The following is a 23,508-nucleotide window of genomic DNA, read 5'->3' as shown; positions in this document are numbered from 1 at the left end:
CATATCCACTAACTGGAACTATATATTTAAAGCCCATACCAAAAAAAGAAGCCAACATGACGAATGGATCAAAAGAGTGAAAAATCCCTTACAATAACTCTTTTAAATGCTGGATGATTGCTTCGTTTTGCTCCGTTGAACCGACGGTAATTCTTAATGACGTTGGGAATCCTAATGCTTTGCCAGAACGAACGATAAATCCTTTTTTCAATAAGGCTTCAAACAATTCATTAGCATCACGGCCGAAATTTATTAATATAAAATTTCCTTGTGAAGGGAAATATTTTAAGTTAAATTCTTCACAAAAACAGTAGTATTGCTTTAAGCCTTTTTCATTTTCATTGCGGCAATATTCAATGAAATCTTGATCATCAAGAGCAACGAAAGCAGCCTTTTGTGCTAATGTATTCGTATTAAACGGTTCTCTCGCAGGCTCCATTTCTTTAATTAGCGTTGGATTGGCAATGCCATAGCCAATCCGTAAAGAGGCTAGACCATACGCTTTAGAAAACGTTCGTAAAATCGTCAAGTTCTCATATTTTTGCAATAAATTAATAGAGTTCGGATAATCTTCTTGTGTCACATACTCGTAATAGGCTTCATCCAAAACGACTAACACATCTGTAGGGACTTTTTCTAAAAACGATAGAAGTTGCGATTCAGGGATATAAACACCAGTTGGGTTATTAGGATTACAAACCCATACGACTCTCGTTTTTTCATCAATGGCTTGAAGCATGTTTTCTAAATCATGCTCCCCATTCTTTAATGGAATTTCACGAATTTCAGCTCCTTCAATTACCGCATTATGCCGATACTGAGGGAATGTTGGCGTCGCCATAACAGTATTTGTTCCCTTACCTAAATAAGAGCGGCAAATGATTTGGACAATTTCATCAGAGCCATTTCCAAAAATAAGCTGGTCCATATTAACTCCTAAATGGTTTGCAAGCTTTTCTCTAATCGCAAAAGCGTATCCGTCTGGATATATCGCCATATTGTCAAAATGGTCTACTAACACTTTTTTCACGAGCTCTGAGCACCCGAATGGATTTTCATTTGAAGCTAATTTGACAACCTTATCGAGATTATATTCTTTTTTCACTTCTTCAATCGGTTTGCCCGGTTGATAAGGCTTTAACATTTTCAATTGTTCTTTGACTTTCATCTTCGGCACCTCTTTCATTCCCTAAACTAACTAGATCCTGTAAAAATTGCTCAAATCGTTGAAGGCCTTCTCGCTTTAATGTTGAATTAGTGAATAATGGCAATAAAGATTCAATCTTTCGAATTATCGCACTGCCGATCACGACGCCATCTGCGATTTGATAAAATTTTTCAACATGTTCTCTTTTGGAAATACCGAAGCCAACGACAACCGGTACAGAGCTGTACGCTTTTACATGCTGGATGAATGCTTCAATTCTTTCATCAAAGTCTCTTCGTTCACCTGTTACCCCTAAGGAAGACACACAATACAAAAAGCCTTCCGCATTTTTGGCAATCATTTCGATGCGTTGATTCGATGTAGGGGCCACCATTGAAATAAAGTCAATTTGATATTTTCCGCATTTTTCTTTTATTAAGGAGCTTTCTTCAAATGGTAAATCTGGAATTAATAGACCATCGATGTTATTTTGTTGCATTAAAGCGAAAAAGCGATTTTCTCCTAATTGTAACACAGGATTAAAATAAGTAAAGAGGATAATCGGAATTTCCACACCATTTTCTTTTAATTTTTTTCCTAAATAGATCGCTTTTTCAATATTCATCCCATTCTTTCTAGCCCGAATCGATGCCCGCTGAATGACGGGACCATCTGCTAACGGATCTGAATAAGGGACTCCTAGTTCGATCGCTGTTGCACCATATTTTTGCAAAGATAAAGCAAGGTCAATTGTCAGCTCTTCACTTGGATCTCCTGCCATGATAAAAGGTATAAATTGCTTTTTGCGGTTATTTTGCTGCATGATGAACCCCTCCGTTTAATTTTTCCATCAACGTGTTGACATCTTTATCTCCTCTTCCCGATAAACAAATTAATATCGATTGGTCGTTCGACAATTCCTTTGCAGCTTTGATCGCTTGTGCAACAGCGTGTGCCGATTCAATCGCTGCTAAAATTCCTTCAGTTTTATTTAACGTAATCAATGCTTCTAACGCTTCATCATCTGTCACGTTTTCATATTGTACACGTCCTATTGATGCTAAATAGGCATGTTCCGGTCCAACACCCGGATAATCTAGGCCGGCAGAAATGGAGTATGGTTCGGTAATTTGTCCATATTCATCTTGCAGCAAGTACGTTAACGACCCATGAATGACACCTTTTGTTCCTTTCGTAATCGTAGCGGCATGGAGAGAAGTGTCAACTCCTTTTCCACCTGCTTCTACCCCAATAAGCTTCACTTCATCATTCATAAATGCCGCAAACATTCCAATCGCATTACTTCCTCCCCCAACACAGGCAACGACTACATCTGGAAGTTTACCAGTTAATTGTACCATTTGTTCCTTCGCCTCATCACCAATAATTCTTTGGAATTCACGGACCATATATGGGTATGGATGTGGGCCGACAACTGAACCAATCATATAAAAATGATCTTCACAATTCTGGACCCAATACCGAATGGCTTCATTTGTCGCATCCTTTAATGTACGATTCCCGCTTGTAACAGGTATAACCTCAGCGCCTAAAAGCTTCATACGAAAAACATTTAAGCTTTGTCTTTTCACATCTTCCTCACCCATAAACACTTTACATTTTAAACCGAATTTAGCAGCAACCGTTGCCGCTGCAACACCATGCTGTCCTGCTCCCGTTTCTGCAATGATCTTCGTTTTTCCCATTCTTTTCGCTAATAATGCTTGGCCGAGAGCATTGTTTATTTTGTGTGCACCTGTATGGTTTAAATCTTCTCTTTTCAAATATATTTTTGCTCCCCCGATTTCTTTTGTTAATTGATCCGCAAATGTTAACGATGTCGGTCTTCCAGAATATTCTTTTAACAGTTTTTGATATTCAGCAATAAAAGTAGGGTCTTTTAATGCATTATGAAAAGCTTCTTCAATTTCAAATAATGGCTGCATTAACGTTTCAGGTACATATCGTCCGCCAAATTCACCAAATCTCCCATATTGATCAGGATATTGTGCCACCTCTATTCATCCTTTCTAACAATGTTTGCATTAATTTTCGATCTTTTTGACCATTTCTTTCAACACCACTAGCTAAATCGACGCCCATTACCCCTTTTTCAATTAATGATTGAACATTTGTTGAATTTATTCCTCCCGCGATAAGACAAATCTTGTTGTTCTTTTCCGCAAATTGATTATATTTCGGGACATCTTTCCAATGAAAGCTGACGCCAGTTCCTCCCCATTTTCCTTGAACTTTACTATCAATCACAAAACCGTCTACAAATGAAACATAGCGCTTCATTTCATCCAATACCCCCTCATGGTAATGAAGGGCCTTCCATATTTTTTGGGAAAACTTTTGTTGAACTTCTTTCACAAATGAAGGTGGTTCTTTACCATGTAATTGAATGACGTCTAAGTCTACCTTTGCTAATATTTCTGCTAAGTCATGCAAGGTTGGATTGACAAAAACGCCCACTACTTCATATCCATTTTTTTTCGGTAATTGTTTTAACCATGTGCTGACTTCAAGAGAATCTACACGACGTTTACTTTCTGCGAAAATAAAACCGATATAATCAACACCTGCTGCAACCGATGTGTGAACATCTGCATAGGACTGGTTGCCACAAATTTTAACGATCGTCTTTTTCACTTTTGTTCTCTCCAAACAATTCGAGAATAGCCTCTTGTTGATCTTCATTTTTCATTAATGACTCCCCTACTAAAACGGCTTGTGCACCGTAGGATTTAACGGTATTTAGATCGTCTTTTGTAAATATTCCACTTTCACTTACTAGCAATAAATCTTTCGGTAAATAAGGGCTAATCGTCTCTAAATGATGAATATTTGTACGGAATGTTGTTAAATTACGATTGTTTACCCCTAATATTTTCGGGACAAATACATCTAACAACTGTTCTAATGATTTTTTGGAATGCACTTCAACTAAAACATCTAATTGGAGCGCCATTGCTTCATCATATAGCTTTTTCAACTTTTTTGGCGCCAAAGCTTCTGCGATCAGTAATATGGCATCTGCTCCAAGCTTCTTTGATTCATACACTTGCTTTTCATCAATGATAAAATCTTTTCGTAAAACAGGTATATCGACTGTTTCCTTCACTTCTTTTATATAAGCTTTCGACCCTTGAAAAAATGTTTGATCCGTTAAAACTGAAATACAATCCGCTCCTCCTTTTTCATAGCTTTGTGCTATATTAATAGGATCAAACGATTCTTTTATAACCCCTTTTGACGGAGAGGCTTTTTTAATTTCTGCGATCAGTCCAATAAATCGGTTCGGATTTTTCAACGCCTTGTAAAATGAACGCTCCGGCATGATCGGATTTATATTTTTTTCGATTTTTAAGTCTTCCACTTCTTTTTCTTTTACCTTGAGGATTTTTTCAAGCATATTGCTCTTCCTTTCGTACTTGTAATTTTGTTAATTGCTTGTAGGCAGTACCGTCTTGTATCGCTTTTAATGCCATTTGAACTCCATCGTGTAAATTCTTCACTTTCCCCGCAATATAAAGGGCAGCGGCTGTATTTAATGCGACGATATTTCGGGCGCTTTCATTCCCTTTATTTTGCAATGTATTTTCGATTAATTTTGCACTTTCGGAAACGTTGCCAACTTGTATATCTTCTAAACGTCCACGTTTTAAATGAAATTGTTCTGGACTGATCACATATTTGTGAATAGAACCATGCTTAAGCTCCACAATTTCCGTTTCATCCGTGATCGTTATTTCATCAAGCCCATCTTTTCCCGAAACAAATAAAACATGCTCTGAATCAAAGGCTTTCAATGCTTGGGCCATTAGTTCCGCACTGCTAGCCGAATAGACCCCAATGACTTGCCTCTTGGCCTTTGCGGGATTTGCCAGTGGACCTAATAAATTAAAGATCGTTCGAAACCCTACTTCCTTTCTAGCTTTCGCCACATGTTTCATGGATGAATGGTAAATCGGTGCAAATAAAAAGCTCATATTCGTTTGCTTCAGTGCTTCTCTCGCTTCATCAGGGGAAGATTGAATAGGGATGTTTAAAAAATCTAAAACATCAGCGCTGCCGCTTTTCGATGAAACGGCTTTGTTTCCGTGTTTTGCAATTTTAACACCTAAAGAGGAGGCGACAATTGCTGATGCTGTTGAAATGTTAAAGGTAGATGCTCCATCTCCACCTGTACCACATGTATCAACGACATCATCAAGGTCTGATAACTCGATCATGTTCTCTCTCATTGCTTTTAGAAATCCAATTAATTCATGTACGGTTTCCCCACGCATTCGTAAAATCGTGACTAAACTAGCAATTTGGCTATCGGAAACTTCACCTTGCATAATTTGATTCATTATATTTTTAGCTTCTGTGACCGTTAAGGTATTTCCTTCAATACATTTTTTTAATACTTCTTGCATCTTCAAGTTCCTCCTTTGAAAATGATTGTTCTGCTAATTGAATCGTTTGTATAAGCGCACTTGCCTTATTTCTAGTTTCCTTCCATTCGAGTTCTGGGACAGAATCTGCTACGATTCCTGCACCGGCTTGAACATAAGCTTTATTTTCTTTTAAAGATATGGTGCGGATGGTAATACACGAATCGATGTTTCCATCAAATCCAATATAAGCTATACAGCCAGCATAGCTTTGTCTAGGGGTTGGCTCCAGCTCATTTAAGATTTGCATAGCTCTAATCTTCGGAGCTCCTGAAACCGTACCAGCTGGAAAAGCAGAGATCAGTGCATCAATTGGATGAATGTCATTTTTCAATTGACCTGTAACTTTCGATATTAAATGCATAACATGTGAAAAATACGTTAACTCAACTAATACTGGTGTTTGGACGGAACCATATTCAGCAACCCTACCGATGTCATTACGGGCTAAATCCACAAGCATGTAATGCTCGGCAAGTTCTTTTTCGTCTTGTAATAGATTTTCTCCTAATAAGCGATCTTCTTCTTCGTTTTTCCCACGTCTTCTCGTTCCGGCTATCGGATGAATTTCCAAATGGCCATTTTTGATATGAATTAAACGCTCTGGTGAACTACCGATCAGTTCTTGATTTGAAAACTTTATATAAAACATGTATGGAGAAGGATTAATAATTCGTAATATTCGATATAGCTGAAACCCAGATACAGTTACTTCCGTTTCAAATCGCTGCGAGAGTACCGCTTGGAATATATCTCCTCTACGAATATATTCTTTAATTTTTTTCACATCATCGATAAAACGTTCCTTAGTATAGTTGGACTGAACTCCTTTAAAAGATACTTCTTTATTAAAGGCTGGGATAAATTGCTTCCCTAAAGGCGCTGCTATTTTAAGCATTTTTTGATAGCGGGAAATTTCCTGTAAAGCTTGTTGATACGCATTGTTTAATTCTTTTATCGTTTCGTCACCTGTTAATGGAACATAATGAATGAATGTTATTTGTTTTTGATGATGATCATAAGCGATAAGAGTTTGGCATATGACAAGCTCACAGTTGGAGTCCTGATCATTCAATTTTCGATGTTGTGGAACCTTTTCAAATAAACTTATTGCATCATAGCCAATTTGCCCAACAGCTCCACCTGTAAATGGGATATGGACATTTGGTCTTTTCACTTTTAATCGGCGATTTAGTTCTTGAAATAATTGTGATAAGCGTTGATGTTTGATTACCTCATGATTTTCCTTGTTATAAAGAATAAATGTCTCGTATTGATCGCGAATAAAATACATTGGGTTTAATCCGATGAATGAGAAATTGGACCATGATGATTGATCATCATGACTTTCTAAAATAAAGCTAGCTTCATCTTGAAACGCATGAAAAATTTCGATTGGAGTAAATGTATCCACATATAATTGATAGGTAATCGGTATTGTTTTGTAATCTTTATAATCTTTCAGGAATTGATCAAAAGAAGGTACATACATAAGCTCACTCCTCCATTCTAGAAATGGAGAATGAGTCAATAGAGGATTATTGAGGATTTGACTACATGAATCATACAATGAACAAGAAGAATTGAATTTAAGAAATATGGAGAAAAAACAAATCGTGTGAGTCCGTTCTTCTTGAACATATGAACATGGCAAAAATGTAAAAAAAGCCCAAAAACCAATGTTTTTGGGCAGTTTCACGCTTCATTGGCTCCTCCTCTGCTAAACTGACTCATTCTCAACTACCCTAACTGAACTAAAACTTTAATAACAAACCTTTATTGACTATCTTAATAAAGATTAAGCTTGTTTGTCAATTAAATCTGGCCGCAAATTTTTGGCCTTTTCTAAATAAATGTGGGAAATTTCGTTTTGAGAACGTTCGGTATCCACATGCATCATAATTCTGATACATTTTTCAAGGCTTCCCGGCACTATCATTTCTTGCATGCATGTGACGGGAACAAACGTCCATCCCTCTAATCTTCTCAACGCTTTTGCTGGAAATTGAGCGGTTAAATCTTGGGTGGCTGAAATAAAAACAGAAGCAACTCGTTCCGGTGTAATATCATTTTGTTTCACCATTTCCTGCAAAAGGCGTTCTGTAGCTTCAACAATTTCCTTTTCCTCATTAGCGTCAACAGTTATGGCGCCACGTATTCCGCGTATCATATCGCTCCCCCTCTCCATTGCTGTAATAAAGAATAAATCGTTTTTTCATCAAAATTGACTAATTTGGGAGTTCCGATATTTTCTAAAAGCACCATTCGAATTTCATTGTTGACGGATTTTTTATCGTTTTTCATTCGCTCACATAATTGTTCGCTTGAAATAGAAGAATGAACTGAAGTCGGGAAACCAATTTTTTGGAACCATTCTTTCATTCGTTCATATCCTAAATCAATTCCAAATGTTTGATTACTGACATAGAGGGCAAAAAGCATGCCAATAGCGACCGCATCACCATGGGAAATTCGTCCATAGCCGAGCGCAGCTTCAAGTGCATGGCCAAGCGTATGGCCAAAGTTTAAAAATGCTCTTGTTCCTAATTCCTTTTCATCTTCTGAAACGATTTCTGCTTTAATTGTAATCCCTTTTTCAATAAACGTTAACAATTGCTCTTCCTTTAATTGTTGCAGATGATGCACATGTTGAACTAGCCAATCAACAAATAAAGGGTCCTTAATCAAACCATGCTTCACAACTTCTGCAAAACCTGAACGAATCTCATCAATTGGCAATGTTTCTAAAAATTGAATATCATATATAACTGCATGGGGCTGATAAAAAGCGCCAATCATATTCTTTCCAAGAGGATGGTTGATGGCAACCTTACCTCCAACAGCACTGTCATGAGCTAATAAAGTCGTCGGAATTTGCAGAAAAGGAATGCCGCGCATATATGTAGCAGCAATAAAGCCTGTTAAATCACCAATCACCCCACCGCCAAATGCAATCATTAACGATCGGCGATCAAGGTGATTCGTTAAGGCAGCGGTCATACATTCATAATACGTCTCAAACGATTTCGATTTCTCACCACTAGGGACGACATGAAAGAAATAATCGATCCCAATAGTTTTTAACTCCCTTTCAAACCGATCGCGAAAAAGAGTTGAGACGGTTTCATCTGTTATGACCATCATTTTTGTCGGTGCAAGTTCAATATTTGATAGAATATTCGATAAATGAGATATTAAATTTTTCCCGATGATCACTGGATACGTACGGCTAGTTGTTTGAACTTTTATTTCTTTCATTAAAAATCCCTCGCATACTCTCGCACCCGTTCAACATTCTCTTTAATCAAATCCATGCGGTCTACTCCAAACTGTTCCACAATTGCATTTGCCACTTCCCATGCTACAACGGCTTCAGCAACTACAGCAGCTGCTGGTACCGCACAGCTATCAGATCTTTCAATGCTCGCTTGAAATGGCTCTTTCGTCTCAATATCGACACTTTGAAGCGGCTTATACAAAGTAGGAATTGGTTTCATCACTCCCCTAACGACAATTGGCATCCCTGTCGTCATTCCACCTTCAAAACCACCTAGGCGATTCGTTTTTCTCGAATACCCTTTCCCTTTTTCCCAAACAATTTCATCATGAACTTGGCTTCCAAATCGTCTAGCTGCTTCAAATCCAATTCCGAATTCGACACCTTTAAAGGCATTAATGCTGACGATTGCTTGAGCGATTTTTCCGTCCAGTTTTCGATCATAATGAACATAGCTTCCTACTCCTGCTGGAACACCTTCTACTACTACTTCAACAATTCCGCCAATTGAATCGCCATTTGCTTTCGCATTGTCGATGACTTCCATCATCTTCTTTTCTACCGTTTCATCAGCACAGCGAACTTCCGATTTTTCTGTTTTTTCCATCAAATCTTTTAATGAACGATAAGAAACCTCATTTGCTCGTACACCGCCAATTTCCAGAACATGGCCAACTACTTGAATACCTAGTTCTGATAAAATCTTTTTCGCTACTGCACCTGCTGCAACACGCACGGTTGTTTCTCGGGCAGAAGAACGTTCGAGCACGTTTCTCATATCACGATGGCCGTATTTAATACCCCCAACTAGATCAGCATGACCCGGCCTAGGTCGTGAAATTTGCCGTTTTATTTCGTTTTCTTCTTCCTTAATTGGCTCAATACCCATAATGTTTGTCCAATGCTTCCAGTCTTTATTTTCAACAACTAAAGCGATCGGTGAACCGAGTGTTTTTCCATGACGGACGCCGCCTGCGATCTGTACTTGATCTTTTTCAATTTGCATCCTTCTGCCACGTCCATAACCTTTTTGTCTTCTCGCAAGATTTGTGTTAATATCTTCTGCTGTTAAAGGTAAACCAGCTGGTACCCCCTCAATAATCGTTGTTAACTGTGGTCCATGAGACTCCCCTGCTGTCAAGTACCTCATTTTCTCTCTTTCTCTCCCTTCAGCACGTTAACGCTTTTAAGTAACTATAACATAAAATAAAAAAATTGAATAGAAAATTATGAATGAATTTTTTGATAGAAAAACGTTTCAATAGGTCGCAATTGATAGTGTTCTGGATTGAAAATTTGCTCTGTGCTGCCAACAAATAATACACCATGATCATTTAAAGATTTAGAAAATTTTTGATAAATTTCTTTTTTTGCTGCTTCTGTAAAATAGATTAGAACATTTCGACAAACGATTAAGTCGAAACCAGTTTCGTATGCATCCGCAAGTAAATTATGTTTTTTAAACGTTACAGCGCGCTTGATTTCATCTTTCACCATATATTGTTCGCCATGCATATGAAAAAAACTTTTTTTTATATTTAAAGGTACTTCCTGAAGAGATCGCTGCGAATAAACCCCAGCTTTTGCAATCTGTAAAGCATTTCCATCTATATCGGTCGCCAAAATATGTACATTTGAAAAAGGCAAAAATTTTGAAACAATGATGGCAATCGTATAAGGCTCTTCACCTGTTGAACAGGCAGCACTCCAAATTTTTAAACTTTTTTTCTTTTCCATTAAAACTGGGAGTATAGATTCCTCTAATACTTTCCATCGTTGAATGTTGCGAAAAAATTCTGAGACGTTAATCGTCATTCGATCCAAAAATTGTCTGAATAAATCTTCATCTCTTTCCATTGCTAAAAAAAATTCTTGAAAAGACTTAAACCCCTTTTTTTCATACAATGAGACTAGCCTTCTTTTCATTTGCGTCTCTTTGTATTGTGAAAGGTCAATTCCAGTTTTTCTTTTCACTTTTTCAATAAACTGCAAATATTCTTGATCTGCCAATTTTCAACTCTCCTAGTACTATTTTTCTTATTATCAAGTATATAATAGAATCAAAAAAGTTGGTGAAAAGTTTTTCATTTCCTAAAACTTGATGCTATCTACATGGATCAAGTGACGTTGCAACATTAGCCGTTAGATCCTTCATACAAAGTAGTACAAAAAAAACGCCAGCCAATAAGGCCAGCATTTTGACAAAAAGAAAAGGTATTAATAAATCCACGTGTTGATATGTCGATCATATGTAAGCAATTCTTCTTCTTTAAAAAATAGTTGAATTTCTCGTTCTGCACTTTCAGGTGAGTCGGATCCGTGAATAACATTTTTCCCTACAAACATCCCAAAATCTCCTCTTATCGTTCCTGGAAGTGCTTCTTTCGGATTCGTTTTCCCCATCATTTGTCTGCATATTTCAATCGCATTTTCTCCTTGCCAAACCATTGCAAACACTGGTCCTGATGTAATAAACTCGACAAGTTCCGTAAAGAAAGGTTTCCCCTTATGTTCACCGTAATGCTGTTCAGCTAACTCCTCGGAAATTTGCATAAGCTTTGCTCCAACAAGCTGTAAGCCTTTGCGTTCGAATCTTGAAACAATTTCGCCAATTAATTGGCGCTGAACACCATCTGGCTTTACCATTAAAAACGTTTTTTCCATTTTAGTCCACCCCACTAGCAATATGTATAGGCTTTCATAAATAACCCAACAAAATATTACCACTATTAAACCGTTTTCGCAAACTTAAAATTTCCTTTTTCCAATATACTTTGCAATTTTCATTAATGCCGTTCTTGCTTTACACTTTGGCAATTGATCTATGAATTGCAAACTTTTCATTAAATAACGGTTGCTAATTTCAAAAGAATGCTCGATTGCACCGCTATTTTTAATATCATCAATAACTGGTTTTATTTCTTCTGGAGTGGTATTTTCATTGATTTGAATGATGCGCTGTTTAATTGCAGGATCCTTCATAGCAAATAACACAGGTAATGTAATATTTCCTTGTAATAAATCACTACCCACAGGTTTTCCAAGCTCTTTTTCCGTTGAAGTGAAGTCAAGTATATCATCAACAATTTGAAATGAAAGACCAACATAATATCCGAACCAATATAGCTTTTTGTGCCATTCATCCGGAACTTCTGCACAAACAGCTCCAACTTGACAGCTGGCGGCAATTAATAAAGCTGTCTTACGCTTTATTCTTTTTAAATATGTTTTGTATGTTTGCTCATAATGAAATTTATCTTTAATTTGCTCAATTTCTCCTAAACAAACTTCCACAATCGTTTTCGATAATATTTGATGGGCAAGAGGATTTTCGATTTCCGTTATCAATTGGAGTGATCGTGCAAACAAATAGTCCCCTGTATACATAGCGATTAAATTATCCCATTTCGCTTTTATCGTTTCTCTTCCCCTGCGAATTTCAGCATCATCAATGACATCATCATGTACAAGTGAAGCCATATGAATTAATTCTAAGGCAACAGCAACCTTCTTTATCGTGTTGATATCGTATTTTCCAAACATCGCTGATAACAAGACAAAAACAGGGCGAATTCTCTTCCCACCCGCTTGTAAGAGATGTAGCCCCGCATCACTTAATAGAGGATCTGTTGATTGAATCGTTTTTTCTAATTCTCGTTCAACAATATTTAGATCTTGTTCCAAAAAAGAATACATCGCTTTAAACTTCATTCATTTCACCTTATTGTTTAAGTTTCGGTTTGTATCCTAAATGCATCGCAGCAACTCCACCTGTAAAAGCCTTTACTTCTACATCAATCAATCCTGCCTGTTCAAACATTTTTTTCAATTCTTTCATTCCTGGAAAATCTCGTGCAGATTCTTGCAGCCAAGAGTACTCTTCGTAACTTTTTGCAAATAATTTTCCAAAAAGAGGCATAATATAGCGGAAATAAAATAAATATAGCTGCCGAAATCCGATCATTGTTGGTTGAGAAGTTTCTAAACACACGACTTTCCCGCCAGGTTTTGTTACGCGGTACATTTCTTTTAGCACTTGCATGTAATCAGGTACGTTCCGTAAGCCAAACCCGATTGTAACATAATCAAAACGGTTATCCTCAAACGGCAATTCCATAGCATTTCCCCAAATTAATTTCACATTTTCCAAATGCTGTTCCTTAACTTTTTGCTCTCCGATGCTTAACATATTTTTGCTAAAGTCAAGGCCAATCACTTTTCCATTTTTTCCAGCTGCATGGGCAAGGGCAATGGTCCAATCTGCTGTTCCACAGCAAACATCTAGGCACTCTGATCCTGGCCTTACATTCATTCTTTTCATCGTTTCTTTCCGCCAAGCTACATGACGTTTAAAGCTAATAACTGAATTCATTCGATCATAATGTTTATAGATCGTTTCAAACACTTTATGTACTTTTTCTTCTTTTGACTGCACCATGTTTTACCCTTCTTCCACCATGTTGTTAAACGTTCTTTCATATGTGAATCTTAATGTATGTATTCGATCAAAAATGAATTCTTTAATCGTGGACGAATGCTTTAAATTCGTTTCTAACATACGGATTATTTCGTGAAAATAATGCTGACAAAACTCTATAATAATGGAGAATACAGATTCTTGTTGATTTTTCGTCATTTGATCAATACCCTTCTGGAAAATGGAGCTTTGACCAACTTCGTAGTTATTTTTTTCTTGACAAAGCCGCTTAAACGTTAAATAAAATTGCGACAATTTTGGTAACGTTTTGACTTGAAGATGCTCTCCAATTCGTTGAAACAAAGCCGTTTCGATCGTCATAATATTTTCAATCATCTTTTTTACGTCTTGTTTCGATTGATATAGTCGTATTTTATGTTCATTGATTTCTTTTATGGCAATGGCAAAAGTTTGAATCATTTTAATATCGTTCATGTTTGCCAAAATATAATAATAAAGCCCACTAAAATAGTCCCCGGCTAAAACGGTTAATTGACGTTCAACAAACTCCTTTCGTCCATGACACTTTACAATTCCTACTAAATCATGGGTATCAAGGGCTATCTGGACAAGCATAGCGGTTACAACATACTTTTCAAGTTCTTTTTCTGAAACATTCGCTTCTTTAAACATAGCATAAAATAAGAGCAGCTTGTCCTCATCAATATTAGGCTTTTGTACATGTTTAGATAAGAATGGATGTGATAGGTTTTGCTCAATTTTCTGTTTTAAGCCATTCATATGATTAAAGATGTCCTTCAAGTGAATCACCCTTGTCCCTGTCAATGCTTGATATAAACAAAGTTTATTATACCATAAAAAAAGAATGCTGTTGAAGATATTCGACATAAAAGAAAAGAAGCAGGAAAGCCTGCTTATTTACGAGAATCACTTTCAATTTCTCCATGACTTGTTAGAATAAGTGCCTTTCCGCGCACTTTGATTGCGGAAGTATGTTCAGTAAATTGCGCGATCATCACTTCCCCTTTATCTAGCTTTTCAGAATGATGAAATCGCGTATCAGAGCCTCTTGTTAACCCAATCACATTCACTCCATCCTCGTTTGCCTTAATGACGACAAAATCATTTCCTGCTTGATTCATTTTCTATCACCTACCATTTTCATTGATCTTATGAATCACGAATGAGTGATAATACCTCACTACGAGCAGCATCATCGTTTAAAAAGCAGCCTCTAACAGCAGATGTAACAGTTTTAGAACCAGGTTTTTTTACACCACGCATCGTCATACACATATGCTCTGCTTCAACGACCACCATAACCCCATGCGGCTGCAATGATTCAACTATGCTATCCGCAATGGTAGAGGTAATACGTTCTTGTAGTTGCGGACGCCTTGCAACAGCTTCCACAGCACGGGCCAGCTTGCTAAGACCGGTTACTTTCCCGCCTTTAGGAATATAGGCAACGTGCGCTTTACCAAAAAACGGAACGAGATGATGCTCACACATTGAATAAAACGGAATATCTTTTACAAGAACAAGTTCTTCATGATCTTCACCAAAAACGGTGTTAAAATATTCTTTCGGATCTTGGTGTAATCCGGAAAATACTTCTTCATACATTTTGGCAACCCTTTTCGGCGTTTCAAGTAGTCCCTCTCGATTTGGATCTTCTCCAATAGCTTCTAATATTAATCTGACAGCATATTCAATTTGTTCTTTATTAATTTTTGACATCCTTTTTCCCCCTGAATCAGAAGCGTGTGTATACCGATTCTAGCACAAATACATAAAAAAAAGCAAAATAATAATAAAAGCCCCATTTTAAGGGGCTTTTCATTTTGTGAAGAAATGCTTTTATGTATGTGAAGTGAAGTATCCCATACATAATTATTTTCCAGCAACTGCGTCTTTCAAAGCTTTGCCAGGTTTGAAGGCAGGAACTTTGCTCGCAGGAATTTCGATTTCTTCACCAGTTTGCGGATTACGGCCTTTGCGAGCTGCACGCTCACGTACTTCAAAGTTGCCAAATCCGATTAGTTGAACTTTATCACCATTTTTTAACGCTTCTAAAATTGTATCAAAAACTGCTTCTACAGCTTTTGTCGCATCTTTTTTTGATAATTCACTTAATTCAGCTACTTGGTTGATTAACTCTGTTTTGTTCATCGTTTCACCTCCTCCCAAAGGATATGTTATATTCATTTCTTCACAGTTCTTCCAATTTCTATACATTTCATAAGTAAATAAGATGTTAACACGCTTATATTAATCGATAAAACAACAGATTTCAATGTTTTTTCACAAAAGAAATGGTTTTACAGGAATGAAAGTCCAATTAAGAGAAGATTTTCTGATAAAAGATTAACATATCCTCTGTTAATGAATCAAGCACATTTCATGGATGAACCCCTAGAAAATCAAAGTTCAGCAACTCTTGGTTGTTATTTGAATATAGGCTCTTTTCTAAAAGATTGTTGCTTCACTATAGCTTTTTGACGGTCATAGGCAAGCGATACGCTTCCTATTTCACGCGTGTAGCGTGACATGAACCGAACAACAGTCGATGGTCGGACACCTGTGATTTGTCCGGACACGTGCTTTGTTCGGTTCATGGACATTCTGAAAGCAAAAATGTTTACGAAAACAGCCTAAATATAAAAAATAGACCTCTATTACGAAGAGGTCTATGTTTATAGAATAATCGCAATAAGTCCGCCAGATCCTTCATTAATAATTCTTTCTAACGTTTCTTTTAATTTATAGCGGGCATTTTCAGGCATGAGTGACAATTTCGCCTGTATTCCCTCACGAACTATTGAGCTTAAAGACCTTCCAAAAATATCGGAATTCCATATGGATAAAGGATCATCTTCAAAATCTTGCATTAAGTATCGGACAAGCTCTTCACTTTGTTTTTCGGTTCCAATAATCGGGGCAAATTCACTTTCAACATCAACTTTAATCATGTGAATTGAAGGGGCTACTGCTTTTAAGCGTACACCAAAACGAGATCCTTGGCGGATGATTTCTGGTTCGTCTAAGCTCATATCCGTTAAAGCTGGAGCTGCAATCCCATACCCTGTTTGCTTCACCATTTTCAAGGCATCAGCCACTTGGTCGTATTCTGCTTTTGCATGAGCGAAATCCTGCATTAACTGAAGAAGGTGATCCTTACCTCTGATTTCGACGCCAACGACTTCCTTTAGGATTTGATCATATAAGTCATCTGGTGCGTACAAATCTATTTCTGCAATTCCTTGACCCATTTCAATGCCCGCAAGCCCTGCCCGTTCAATAAAATCATATTCACTAAACTGCTCAACAACTTGATTCACATCTCTCAATCTCTTAATATCTTTCACTGTTTCTTTGACAGTATCTTGATAGCTTTGACGAAGCCAATGATCTTCTTTTAATACCATCACCCAGCTTGGCAAGTTGACATTGACTTCCAATACAGGAAACTCGAAAAGCGCTTCTCTTAAAACATTCATCACATCAGACTCTCGCATACTTTCCACACTCATCGCTAAAACCGGTATATCGTATTTTTCATTTAATTCTTTCCGCAATTGTTCTGTTTCAGGGTGATGAGGATGAACTGAATTCACAATCATAATAAACGGTTTCCCGACTTCTTTTAACTCCTCAATGATCCTTTCTTCTGCTTCTACATAATCAGAGCGAGGAATTTCTCCAATCGATCCATCTGTTGTAATGACCACTCCGATTGTTGAGTGTTCTTGAATGACTTTTCTCGTCCCGATCTCTGCTGCCTCATGAAAAGGAATCGGTTCTTCATACCACGGAGTATTAATCATCCTCGGCCCGTTTTCATCTTCGTACCCTTTCGCCCCTGGAACTGTATATCCAACACAATCAACCATTCTTATATTGACATCAAGCCCCTCATCAACATGAACCGTTACCGCTTGATTCGGGACAAATTTAGGCTCTGTAGTCATGATCGTTCTCCCAGCAGCACTTTGTGGGAGCTCATCTTGTGCGCGAGCTTTATCTGCTTCATTTTCAATATTTGGAAGTACCACTAATTCCATAAATTTTTTGATAAACGTTGATTTACCAGTTCGAACTGCACCAACAACTCCTAGATAAATATCACCGCCTGTTCGTTCCGCAATATCTTTGAAAATATCTACCTTTTCCAAGTGATCCCCTCCCGACTTATTAGTCCCAAGATGATAGTAACTATTTCATTCAAATGGCTAGACAGTATAAGTTTATGATGTTGTCCGACTCATTTATGACTGGCATTGTTTATTATTTGTATTTTTAAAAAACGGAACCTCTCTCTGTTTCCTGTGCTTCACATGATTTCATTTCCGTAAGATAAAAAATAAACCCTTCTCTTAAGATGTATGACTTAAGAGAAGGGTTCATGACTTAATTTAACAAAAAGATCGGTTCATTGTTTTCATCAATTGTATAAGGCAAAGAGAAGGCTGGTACAAAAGGAGAATCTTCAACTAACAAGTAACGAATATCATCTCCTTGCTGAACGTCATTTCCATTTTCCAGGAGAGCTTGATACAGGTCTAAACGATAATCCACGTATACTTCTCCTTGACTATCAATGACAAATGGCAAATATTCATTGGAAAATGGACTCTCAACTTGAGGATCCTCTTGATAACCTAATTTCTGAAAATCTAACGTGTAAACACCATGTGTAATTTCCTCTTTAAAAGGGGGATATCCATGCGAGTCTCTGTACGCATTAATCCGAAGTTTAATTTCACGAATTTGTTCAGCAATACGCAAGTCTATTAATTTTACAGTTGGGTCTTCTTCTACATCTATCAGCACATATAAATAAATTCCCCCATTTTCATAAGCTGTTCCCGGTGGTTCTGACAAATATTCAGGTATTAAAAGATTAAAGTCGATTGGATATTTTTGATAAATAGGAGTGGACATGTCACGCGTTTTAATAGGTAATAAACCACCTGTTTTTTCTTGATATTGATCAACAGCAGTTTGAACAGAAGCAATTTGCGCCTCATAAGGAATTTGATTTTTAGCAAGTCGTTCTTCCGGGTAAAGACACCCGCTTAATAACGGTATATAGAGCAAAATAATGAAGATATTGACCGCTTTTTTCATAAATATCCATCTTCCTTTTTTTATTCATTTACTGGTCCAGAAAAGACTACAAAAAAGATGATGATTCCCGCTAAAATCATAAATATGTACGCAATCGTAGAAAAAAGGATTTTCCATATTTTACTTTTTAATTTAAAACGACTTAAATAAATGGAAAAAACAGCAATAAACATAAACGCCATGGAGGCTAATGCAATCCACATCTTAATTAAACCTTGTGACATACGTGCTTCGCTCCTTTTTCTCGAAAATCATTATATCATAACCGATCACCCGTTCAATGATAAAGAGAAAGACAAAAAGTCCTAACATTCTTTTCACCTAGAGATGACAACGTGTAGTAAAAAATGTCTTAACACAACTAAAATGGAAAGCTTTCCAAAACAGGCTCATTAAAGGCATGCCTAATATCACAAAGCTATCATCATAGGAATTTACAGGCTGTTTCCATTATTGATCGCACGGCCCTCCATGATATTTACTAAATCTTCCATTTCATGTGTTTTTCCCCGAGCCATTAACGATTCGACTACATCTTTCGGATGTTTTCCATTAAATAAGACATCGTATAAAGCCATTGTGATCGGCATTTTCACATCATACTTCTTCGCTAATTGATAAGCTGCTTTCGTAGTGCGAACACCTTCTACAACCATCCCCATTTGATTTAATACTTCTTCTAATTTTTGTCCTTTCCCTAACATATTTCCAGCTCGCCAATTCCGTGAATGAACACTTGTACATGTTACGATTAAATCGCCTATACCCGTTAATCCGGAAAAAGTGAGTGGATTTGCCCCCATTTTGCTGCCAATCCGAGCAATTTCCGCAAGTCCTCTTGTCATTAAAGCTGCTTTCGCATTATCCCCATAACCTAATCCATCACTAATTCCGGCCGCTAAAGCAATGATATTTTTTAATGCTCCTCCGATTTCAACACCGACCACGTCTGGATTTGTATAAACACGAAAATATTGATTAATAAATAGGTCTTGAACATATTCCGCCGCTTTCATATTTTTACTCGAAGATGTAACAGTGGTTGGTTGTCGTAAACTTACTTCTTCAGCATGACTTGGTCCTGATAAAACTACAACATCTTCTAACAAATCTTCACGCATTTCTTCTTCAATCATTTCAGAAATTCTCTTTAAAGTATCTGGTTCGATTCCTTTACTAACATGAATCAGTAATACAGGTTGAGTTAAATGATGCTGCAATTGTCTTAATACTTCACGAATCGCTTTTGTTGGAACAGCGAGAACAATGGTATTAATATTTTCTACTGCTTCCGGTAATGAGGCAATCGCTTCAATATTTTTCGGTAATTTTACATTCGGCAAATATTTTTCATTTACTCGCGATAATTGAATGGATTCAATATGCTCTTTTCGATGCCCCCATAATCGAACTACGTGACCATTATCACTTAAAACAAGGGCTAAAGCCGTTCCCCAGCTGCCAGCCCCTAATACCGTGATTTTTTCCATGCCATTCACTTCCTTTTTCATAGGATCAATGCTTCTCCTTAAAGAAAAAGTGAGTAGATGAAACGTTTTTGACTACTCACATTATTCGTTCTTATTTTCTCGCTCGAGCAATAATTTTGATCGGAGTTCCCTCGAACCCAAAGGCGTCCCGAATGCGGTTTTCTAAAAAGCGTTCATAAGAGAAATGCAGCAATTCAGGGTCATTGACAAAAATAACAAAAGTCGGTGGTTTAACAGCCACTTGCGTAGCATAATAAATTTTTAATCTTGTTCCTTTATCCGTTGGAGTCGGATTCATGGCTACTGCGTCCATTATAACATCATTTAGGACGTTTGTTTGTACACGTTTAGCATGATTTTCGCTTGCCATAATAATATTAGGCATTAATGTATGAAGACGCTTTTTTGTTTTCGCTGACAAAAAAACCATAGGAGCATAATCTAAAAATAAAAAATGATCGCGGATTTTTTGCTCAAATTGCTTCATCGTTTTTTCATCTTTTTCCACAGCATCCCATTTATTGACAACTATGACAACGCCCTTTCCAGCTTCATGTGCATACCCAGCAATTCGTTTATCTTGTTCAATAATTCCTTCTTCTCCATTTAAAACGACTAGAACAACATCTGAACGTTCAATCGCCTTTAATGCTCGAAGTACGCTATATTTTTCTGTTGATTCATAAACTTTACCTTTTTTTCTCATTCCTGCCGTATCAATAATAACAAAATCTTGCCCATTATAAGTAAACGTTGTATCAATCGCATCACGTGTTGTTCCAGCTATATCGCTTACAATAACACGCTCTTCCCCTAATATAGCGTTCACAAGTGATGATTTCCCGACATTCGGACGTCCAATTAATGAAAATTTTATGATATCTTCATCGTATTCTTCTTCCGTTTTATTTTTAAAATGTTTTACTACTTCATCTAATAAGTCTCCTAATCCAATTCCATGGGAACCGGAAATCGGAAATGGTTCTCCAAAGCCGAGTGAATAAAAATCAAAAATTTGCTCGCGCATATTCGGGTTATCGATTTTATTAACAGCTAAAACAACCGGCTTATTGGATCGATATAAAATTTTCGCTACTTCTTCATCGGCTGCAGTTAATCCTTCCCGTCCATTTGTAACAAATATGATCACATCGGCTTCGTCAATGGCGATTTCCGCTTGATGGCGAATTTGTGCTAAAAATGGCTCATCCCCTATTTCAATACCACCAGTATCAATGATATTAAATTGATGAGTCAGCCACTCTGCTTCAGCATAAATGCGATCTCGTGTAACTCCAGGTATATCTTCTACTATTGAAACACGCTCACCAACAATCCGGTTAAAAATCGTTGACTTTCCAACATTCGGTCGACCTACAATGGCAACAACAGGTTTCGGCACAATAAACCCTTCCTTTCATTTTTATCTCAACTTTTCGAATATAATCGATCAGAGAATAGAAAACGTTCACGTACAAAAGAGACCCTTCTTCCACCAGAAGGGTCAACTATCATATTATATAGTAGTTTTTTGCAATCGACAATATCGCCTAAAAATGCTTGACAATAACATAAAGATCTTCTCCAATTGCATGAGCTATTCCGTCTAAAATGGCTTCTAAGTTTTTTGCAAAAATATCCATTTCCTCTCGATCCTTACAAATAAAAACAGAAGTTGATCCTTGTACCTTAGTCGCATCTGTTGTGATGACGGCAAGAATGGATTTTTCGATAATCATTTCATCATACTTCCTTTCTTATTCGCATCAGACTCTGTTGGCATGCGAATGGCATTTTCTAATGTTGGAACATTTCCAATTACACGGATAGCTGTTGGAATATCTTGTTTTTGAGGTAAAACGAACACCCCGACACGTCCGTCATCTAGATCTCGTTTTGCCAAAGGAACGAGTGATGGTTCACCACTGTCACGTATCACTCCCAAAGCGGTTGAAACATCATGTAATACCGCTTGTCTTTGACCTAAATTCGCAATGGTCGTTCTTGCATTAAAATTTTTCGGCTTTAAAATAAATCCCATCCCATATTTCAAAACTAAATCACGTTTTTCCGGGATTCCAATATTCATAATATAAATGTTATCTACATAAAGTCCTGATCCTTCAAAATGGGGTTTCACATATTCAATATCCACAATATCCTTTAACGTACCCCCAGACATCAACATTTTGGCTAGAAACATACATATAATAGCTACGAAAAGGCTTAACCAAAAATTAAAAATTAAATAGGCAAAAGTGACGCTTAAAGAAGTAAAAATAACTAAATAATTTCGACTTTCAAAGGCAATAGCGATCCCTTCAATATAAGTATTTCCTCTCGGTACAAGCTCAAATTTATCCAGTTCCGTTAGCGTATTACGCTCCATATTGCGTACTTCACGAAATTGTGAAGCTGCCAGAGTCAAAAAGGTAATGGCCGTAAATTCTTTTTCCATAATAGCGGGCACTGCAATGGTTCCAAGGCCCGCTGCAATAAATCCTAGAGCAATGTGGATAATTTTTCCATGCAAATAGGTAGGATATTGACGATAATCTGTTTTGAGCATATATAATCTTGCAACGACCCCTGCCAAAACTCCAAACATTATCGGAAACGTATACTCATTCATAACGTTCTTGCTTCTCCTTTACTGTTTTTTCTACCAATTGCTCTAAAAAATTTGTTATTCCTTTTAGTAGCTCCCATAAGAATAAAAAGGCATTAGACAAAACGATTGTTTCTAAAAAAGGAAAGCCGCCGACCGTCACTGGCTTATAGATTGATGATATGATAAACCAAAATAGTGCCTCTCCATAGCATAAGCCGGTTAGTAAATAGGCAAATGATTGTTTTTTCTTTCTGCCTAATAACAAGGAAAGCCAGCAAGTCATAATGGCACTAACGATCTGAATATCTATCCAAAAGAGGACGGGATCATATACATAAACTAGCTGTATGGCTGCATAGGCAAATGAAATCGTTAAAACGGAAAAGACAGAAAATATGTAATGCTTTGTCTGATTCATCATCATCATGCCAAAAATTAAAAATAGCAAATAAGAAAAATTGAAAGAGAAATCCTTAAGCTGCCAATATAGATGACTAACAGCAATGTTGGATAAAATAAAAAACGAAAACCAAAAACGCACGTTATTTTTTTTCATCCAAAAAGTCGTGATAATCCAAAAGCCCCACATGACCCAATAATAAAAAATACCTTCCATCTCTTCCCCCTCCTATTATTCCCCATTATAGGGAAAATTTATTTAACTTAATCAAAGTTTATGGAATTATAAGAAGACGCATAATAAAAAGGATGGAAGAAAGGGGGATAAACAATGGGAAAAGACCGACAAGAAAAAAAGCTGAAGAAAGAAAATAGAGTAGAATCTGATCGAGATCAAGCCCTTACATTTCAAGGTGCGACAAGATTAGAAAGTCCAGAGGATTCACGGAAACGAAACAAATAAAAGTTTGAACGTTTCTTGTAGGTTAGAAAGAAACGTAGCAACGTAATCTAGACTACAAATCATGTAAAAAACCCTACATCCACCTTTAAGAAGGTGAATGTAGGGTTC

The 23,508-nt window shown here is 37.0% G+C and carries 27 protein-coding genes; 1 reads left to right on the top strand and 26 read right to left on the bottom strand.

What is annotated here, in order from left to right:
- Positions 1-88: 88 nt before the first annotated feature.
- From hisC to J2S06_RS02955, 26 genes are all read right to left on the bottom strand, one after another.
- Positions 89-1,168 (bottom strand): histidinol-phosphate transaminase, encoded by a 1,080-nt coding sequence (gene hisC, locus J2S06_RS03080; protein WP_419151244.1) that lies wholly within the window; start codon positions 1,166-1,168, stop codon positions 89-91.
- Positions 1,110-1,970 carry a tryptophan synthase subunit alpha gene (gene trpA / locus J2S06_RS03075; protein WP_419151243.1) on the bottom strand — a complete coding sequence of 287 codons (861 nt, stop codon included), beginning with the start codon at positions 1,968-1,970 and terminating at the stop codon, positions 1,110-1,112. The genes hisC and trpA overlap by 59 nt, the downstream gene beginning before the upstream one ends.
- A complete protein-coding gene (gene trpB, locus J2S06_RS03070; protein WP_419151242.1) occupies positions 1,957-3,162 on the bottom strand; it encodes a tryptophan synthase subunit beta in 1,206 nt (401 codons plus the stop codon). The genes trpA and trpB overlap by 14 nt, the downstream gene beginning before the upstream one ends.
- Positions 3,146-3,802 carry a phosphoribosylanthranilate isomerase gene (locus J2S06_RS03065; RefSeq protein ID WP_419151241.1) on the bottom strand — a complete coding sequence of 219 codons (657 nt, stop codon included), beginning with the start codon at positions 3,800-3,802 and terminating at the stop codon, positions 3,146-3,148. The genes trpB and J2S06_RS03065 overlap by 17 nt, the downstream gene beginning before the upstream one ends.
- Positions 3,783-4,565 carry an indole-3-glycerol phosphate synthase TrpC gene (gene trpC, locus J2S06_RS03060; RefSeq protein ID WP_419151240.1) on the bottom strand — a complete coding sequence of 261 codons (783 nt, stop codon included), beginning with the start codon at positions 4,563-4,565 and terminating at the stop codon, positions 3,783-3,785. The genes J2S06_RS03065 and trpC overlap by 20 nt, the downstream gene beginning before the upstream one ends.
- Complete coding sequence (trpD, locus tag J2S06_RS03055; RefSeq protein WP_419151239.1) at positions 4,558-5,574, bottom strand: anthranilate phosphoribosyltransferase; 1,017 nt, start codon at positions 5,572-5,574, stop codon at positions 4,558-4,560. Before trpD ends, trpC begins: the two co-directional genes overlap by 8 nt.
- Positions 5,546-7,084: an anthranilate synthase component I gene (trpE, locus tag J2S06_RS03050; protein WP_419151238.1), complete on the bottom strand. Its 1,539-nt coding sequence runs from the start codon at positions 7,082-7,084 to the stop codon at positions 5,546-5,548. Before trpE ends, trpD begins: the two co-directional genes overlap by 29 nt.
- A gap of 306 nt (positions 7,085-7,390) precedes the next feature.
- Positions 7,391-7,762, bottom strand: coding sequence for a chorismate mutase (gene aroH, locus J2S06_RS03045; protein ID WP_419151237.1), 372 nt, complete (start codon positions 7,760-7,762; stop codon positions 7,391-7,393).
- Positions 7,759-8,850, bottom strand: a complete 1,092-nt coding sequence (gene aroB, locus J2S06_RS03040) for a 3-dehydroquinate synthase (protein WP_419151236.1) — start codon at positions 8,848-8,850, stop codon at positions 7,759-7,761. The genes aroH and aroB overlap by 4 nt, the downstream gene beginning before the upstream one ends.
- Positions 8,850-10,019 carry a chorismate synthase gene (aroC, locus tag J2S06_RS03035; RefSeq protein WP_419151235.1) on the bottom strand — a complete coding sequence of 390 codons (1,170 nt, stop codon included), beginning with the start codon at positions 10,017-10,019 and terminating at the stop codon, positions 8,850-8,852. The genes aroB and aroC overlap by 1 nt, the downstream gene beginning before the upstream one ends.
- 77 nt (positions 10,020-10,096) lie before the next feature.
- Positions 10,097-10,879 (bottom strand): CheR family methyltransferase, encoded by a 783-nt coding sequence (locus tag J2S06_RS03030; RefSeq protein WP_419151234.1) that lies wholly within the window; start codon positions 10,877-10,879, stop codon positions 10,097-10,099.
- Positions 10,880-11,086: 207 nt separating this feature from the next.
- Positions 11,087-11,533, bottom strand: a complete 447-nt coding sequence (ndk, locus tag J2S06_RS03025; RefSeq protein WP_044749069.1) for a nucleoside-diphosphate kinase — start codon at positions 11,531-11,533, stop codon at positions 11,087-11,089.
- A gap of 84 nt (positions 11,534-11,617) precedes the next feature.
- Positions 11,618-12,580: a heptaprenyl diphosphate synthase component II gene (gene hepT, locus J2S06_RS03020; RefSeq protein ID WP_419151233.1), complete on the bottom strand. Its 963-nt coding sequence runs from the start codon at positions 12,578-12,580 to the stop codon at positions 11,618-11,620.
- A gap of 10 nt (positions 12,581-12,590) precedes the next feature.
- Entirely contained in the window at positions 12,591-13,307 is a 717-nt protein-coding gene (locus J2S06_RS03015; RefSeq protein ID WP_419151232.1) for a demethylmenaquinone methyltransferase, read from the bottom strand.
- 3 nt (positions 13,308-13,310) lie between these two features.
- Positions 13,311-14,108 (bottom strand): heptaprenyl diphosphate synthase component 1, encoded by a 798-nt coding sequence (locus tag J2S06_RS03010; protein WP_044749066.1) that lies wholly within the window; start codon positions 14,106-14,108, stop codon positions 13,311-13,313.
- A 113-nt stretch (positions 14,109-14,221) separates the two neighbouring features.
- Entirely contained in the window at positions 14,222-14,449 is a 228-nt protein-coding gene (gene mtrB / locus J2S06_RS03005; RefSeq protein WP_044749065.1) for a trp RNA-binding attenuation protein MtrB, read from the bottom strand.
- A 28-nt stretch (positions 14,450-14,477) separates the two neighbouring features.
- Positions 14,478-15,047 carry a GTP cyclohydrolase I FolE gene (folE, locus tag J2S06_RS03000; RefSeq protein ID WP_044749064.1) on the bottom strand — a complete coding sequence of 190 codons (570 nt, stop codon included), beginning with the start codon at positions 15,045-15,047 and terminating at the stop codon, positions 14,478-14,480.
- A gap of 153 nt (positions 15,048-15,200) precedes the next feature.
- Positions 15,201-15,479 (bottom strand): HU family DNA-binding protein, encoded by a 279-nt coding sequence (locus tag J2S06_RS02995; protein WP_044749063.1) that lies wholly within the window; start codon positions 15,477-15,479, stop codon positions 15,201-15,203.
- Between the two features lie 524 nt (positions 15,480-16,003).
- Positions 16,004-17,482, bottom strand: a complete 1,479-nt coding sequence (gene spoIVA, locus J2S06_RS02990) for a stage IV sporulation protein A (RefSeq protein WP_044749062.1) — start codon at positions 17,480-17,482, stop codon at positions 16,004-16,006.
- Between the two features lie 235 nt (positions 17,483-17,717).
- On the bottom strand, positions 17,718-18,437 hold the full coding sequence (locus tag J2S06_RS02985; RefSeq protein ID WP_044749061.1) for a hypothetical protein: 720 nt from the start codon (positions 18,435-18,437) through the stop codon (positions 17,718-17,720).
- A 20-nt stretch (positions 18,438-18,457) separates the two neighbouring features.
- Positions 18,458-18,661 carry a DUF2768 domain-containing protein gene (locus J2S06_RS02980; RefSeq protein WP_044749060.1) on the bottom strand — a complete coding sequence of 68 codons (204 nt, stop codon included), beginning with the start codon at positions 18,659-18,661 and terminating at the stop codon, positions 18,458-18,460.
- A 210-nt stretch (positions 18,662-18,871) separates the two neighbouring features.
- The gene (locus J2S06_RS02975) at positions 18,872-19,927 is read right to left on the bottom strand and encodes an NAD(P)H-dependent glycerol-3-phosphate dehydrogenase (RefSeq protein WP_152642916.1); all 1,056 of its coding nucleotides are present in this window, start codon (positions 19,925-19,927) and stop codon (positions 18,872-18,874) included.
- Positions 19,928-20,018: 91 nt separating this feature from the next.
- Positions 20,019-21,329, bottom strand: a complete 1,311-nt coding sequence (gene der, locus J2S06_RS02970; protein WP_044749058.1) for a ribosome biogenesis GTPase Der — start codon at positions 21,327-21,329, stop codon at positions 20,019-20,021.
- 148 nt (positions 21,330-21,477) lie between these two features.
- Positions 21,478-21,666: a capping complex subunit for YIEGIA gene (locus J2S06_RS02965; protein WP_044749057.1), complete on the bottom strand. Its 189-nt coding sequence runs from the start codon at positions 21,664-21,666 to the stop codon at positions 21,478-21,480.
- Positions 21,663-22,559: a YIEGIA family protein gene (locus tag J2S06_RS02960; RefSeq protein ID WP_419151231.1), complete on the bottom strand. Its 897-nt coding sequence runs from the start codon at positions 22,557-22,559 to the stop codon at positions 21,663-21,665. The genes J2S06_RS02965 and J2S06_RS02960 overlap by 4 nt, the downstream gene beginning before the upstream one ends.
- On the bottom strand, positions 22,552-23,154 hold the full coding sequence (locus J2S06_RS02955) for a YphA family membrane protein (RefSeq protein ID WP_044749055.1): 603 nt from the start codon (positions 23,152-23,154) through the stop codon (positions 22,552-22,554). The genes J2S06_RS02960 and J2S06_RS02955 overlap by 8 nt, the downstream gene beginning before the upstream one ends.
- A 114-nt stretch (positions 23,155-23,268) precedes the next feature.
- Between J2S06_RS02955 and J2S06_RS02950 the strand changes: the two genes are divergently transcribed.
- Positions 23,269-23,400 carry a YpzI family protein gene (locus J2S06_RS02950; protein ID WP_083979028.1) on the top strand — a complete coding sequence of 44 codons (132 nt, stop codon included), beginning with the start codon at positions 23,269-23,271 and terminating at the stop codon, positions 23,398-23,400.
- Positions 23,401-23,508: the final 108 nt, after the last annotated feature.

The sequence above is a fragment of the Bacillus alveayuensis genome, assembly GCA_030812955.1.
Taxonomy (GTDB): Bacteria; Bacillota; Bacilli; order Bacillales; family Aeribacillaceae; genus Bacillus_CB; species Bacillus_CB alveayuensis.
Note: the sequence above shows the minus strand (reverse complement) of the source record. Positions and strands in the feature narration are given on the sequence as shown.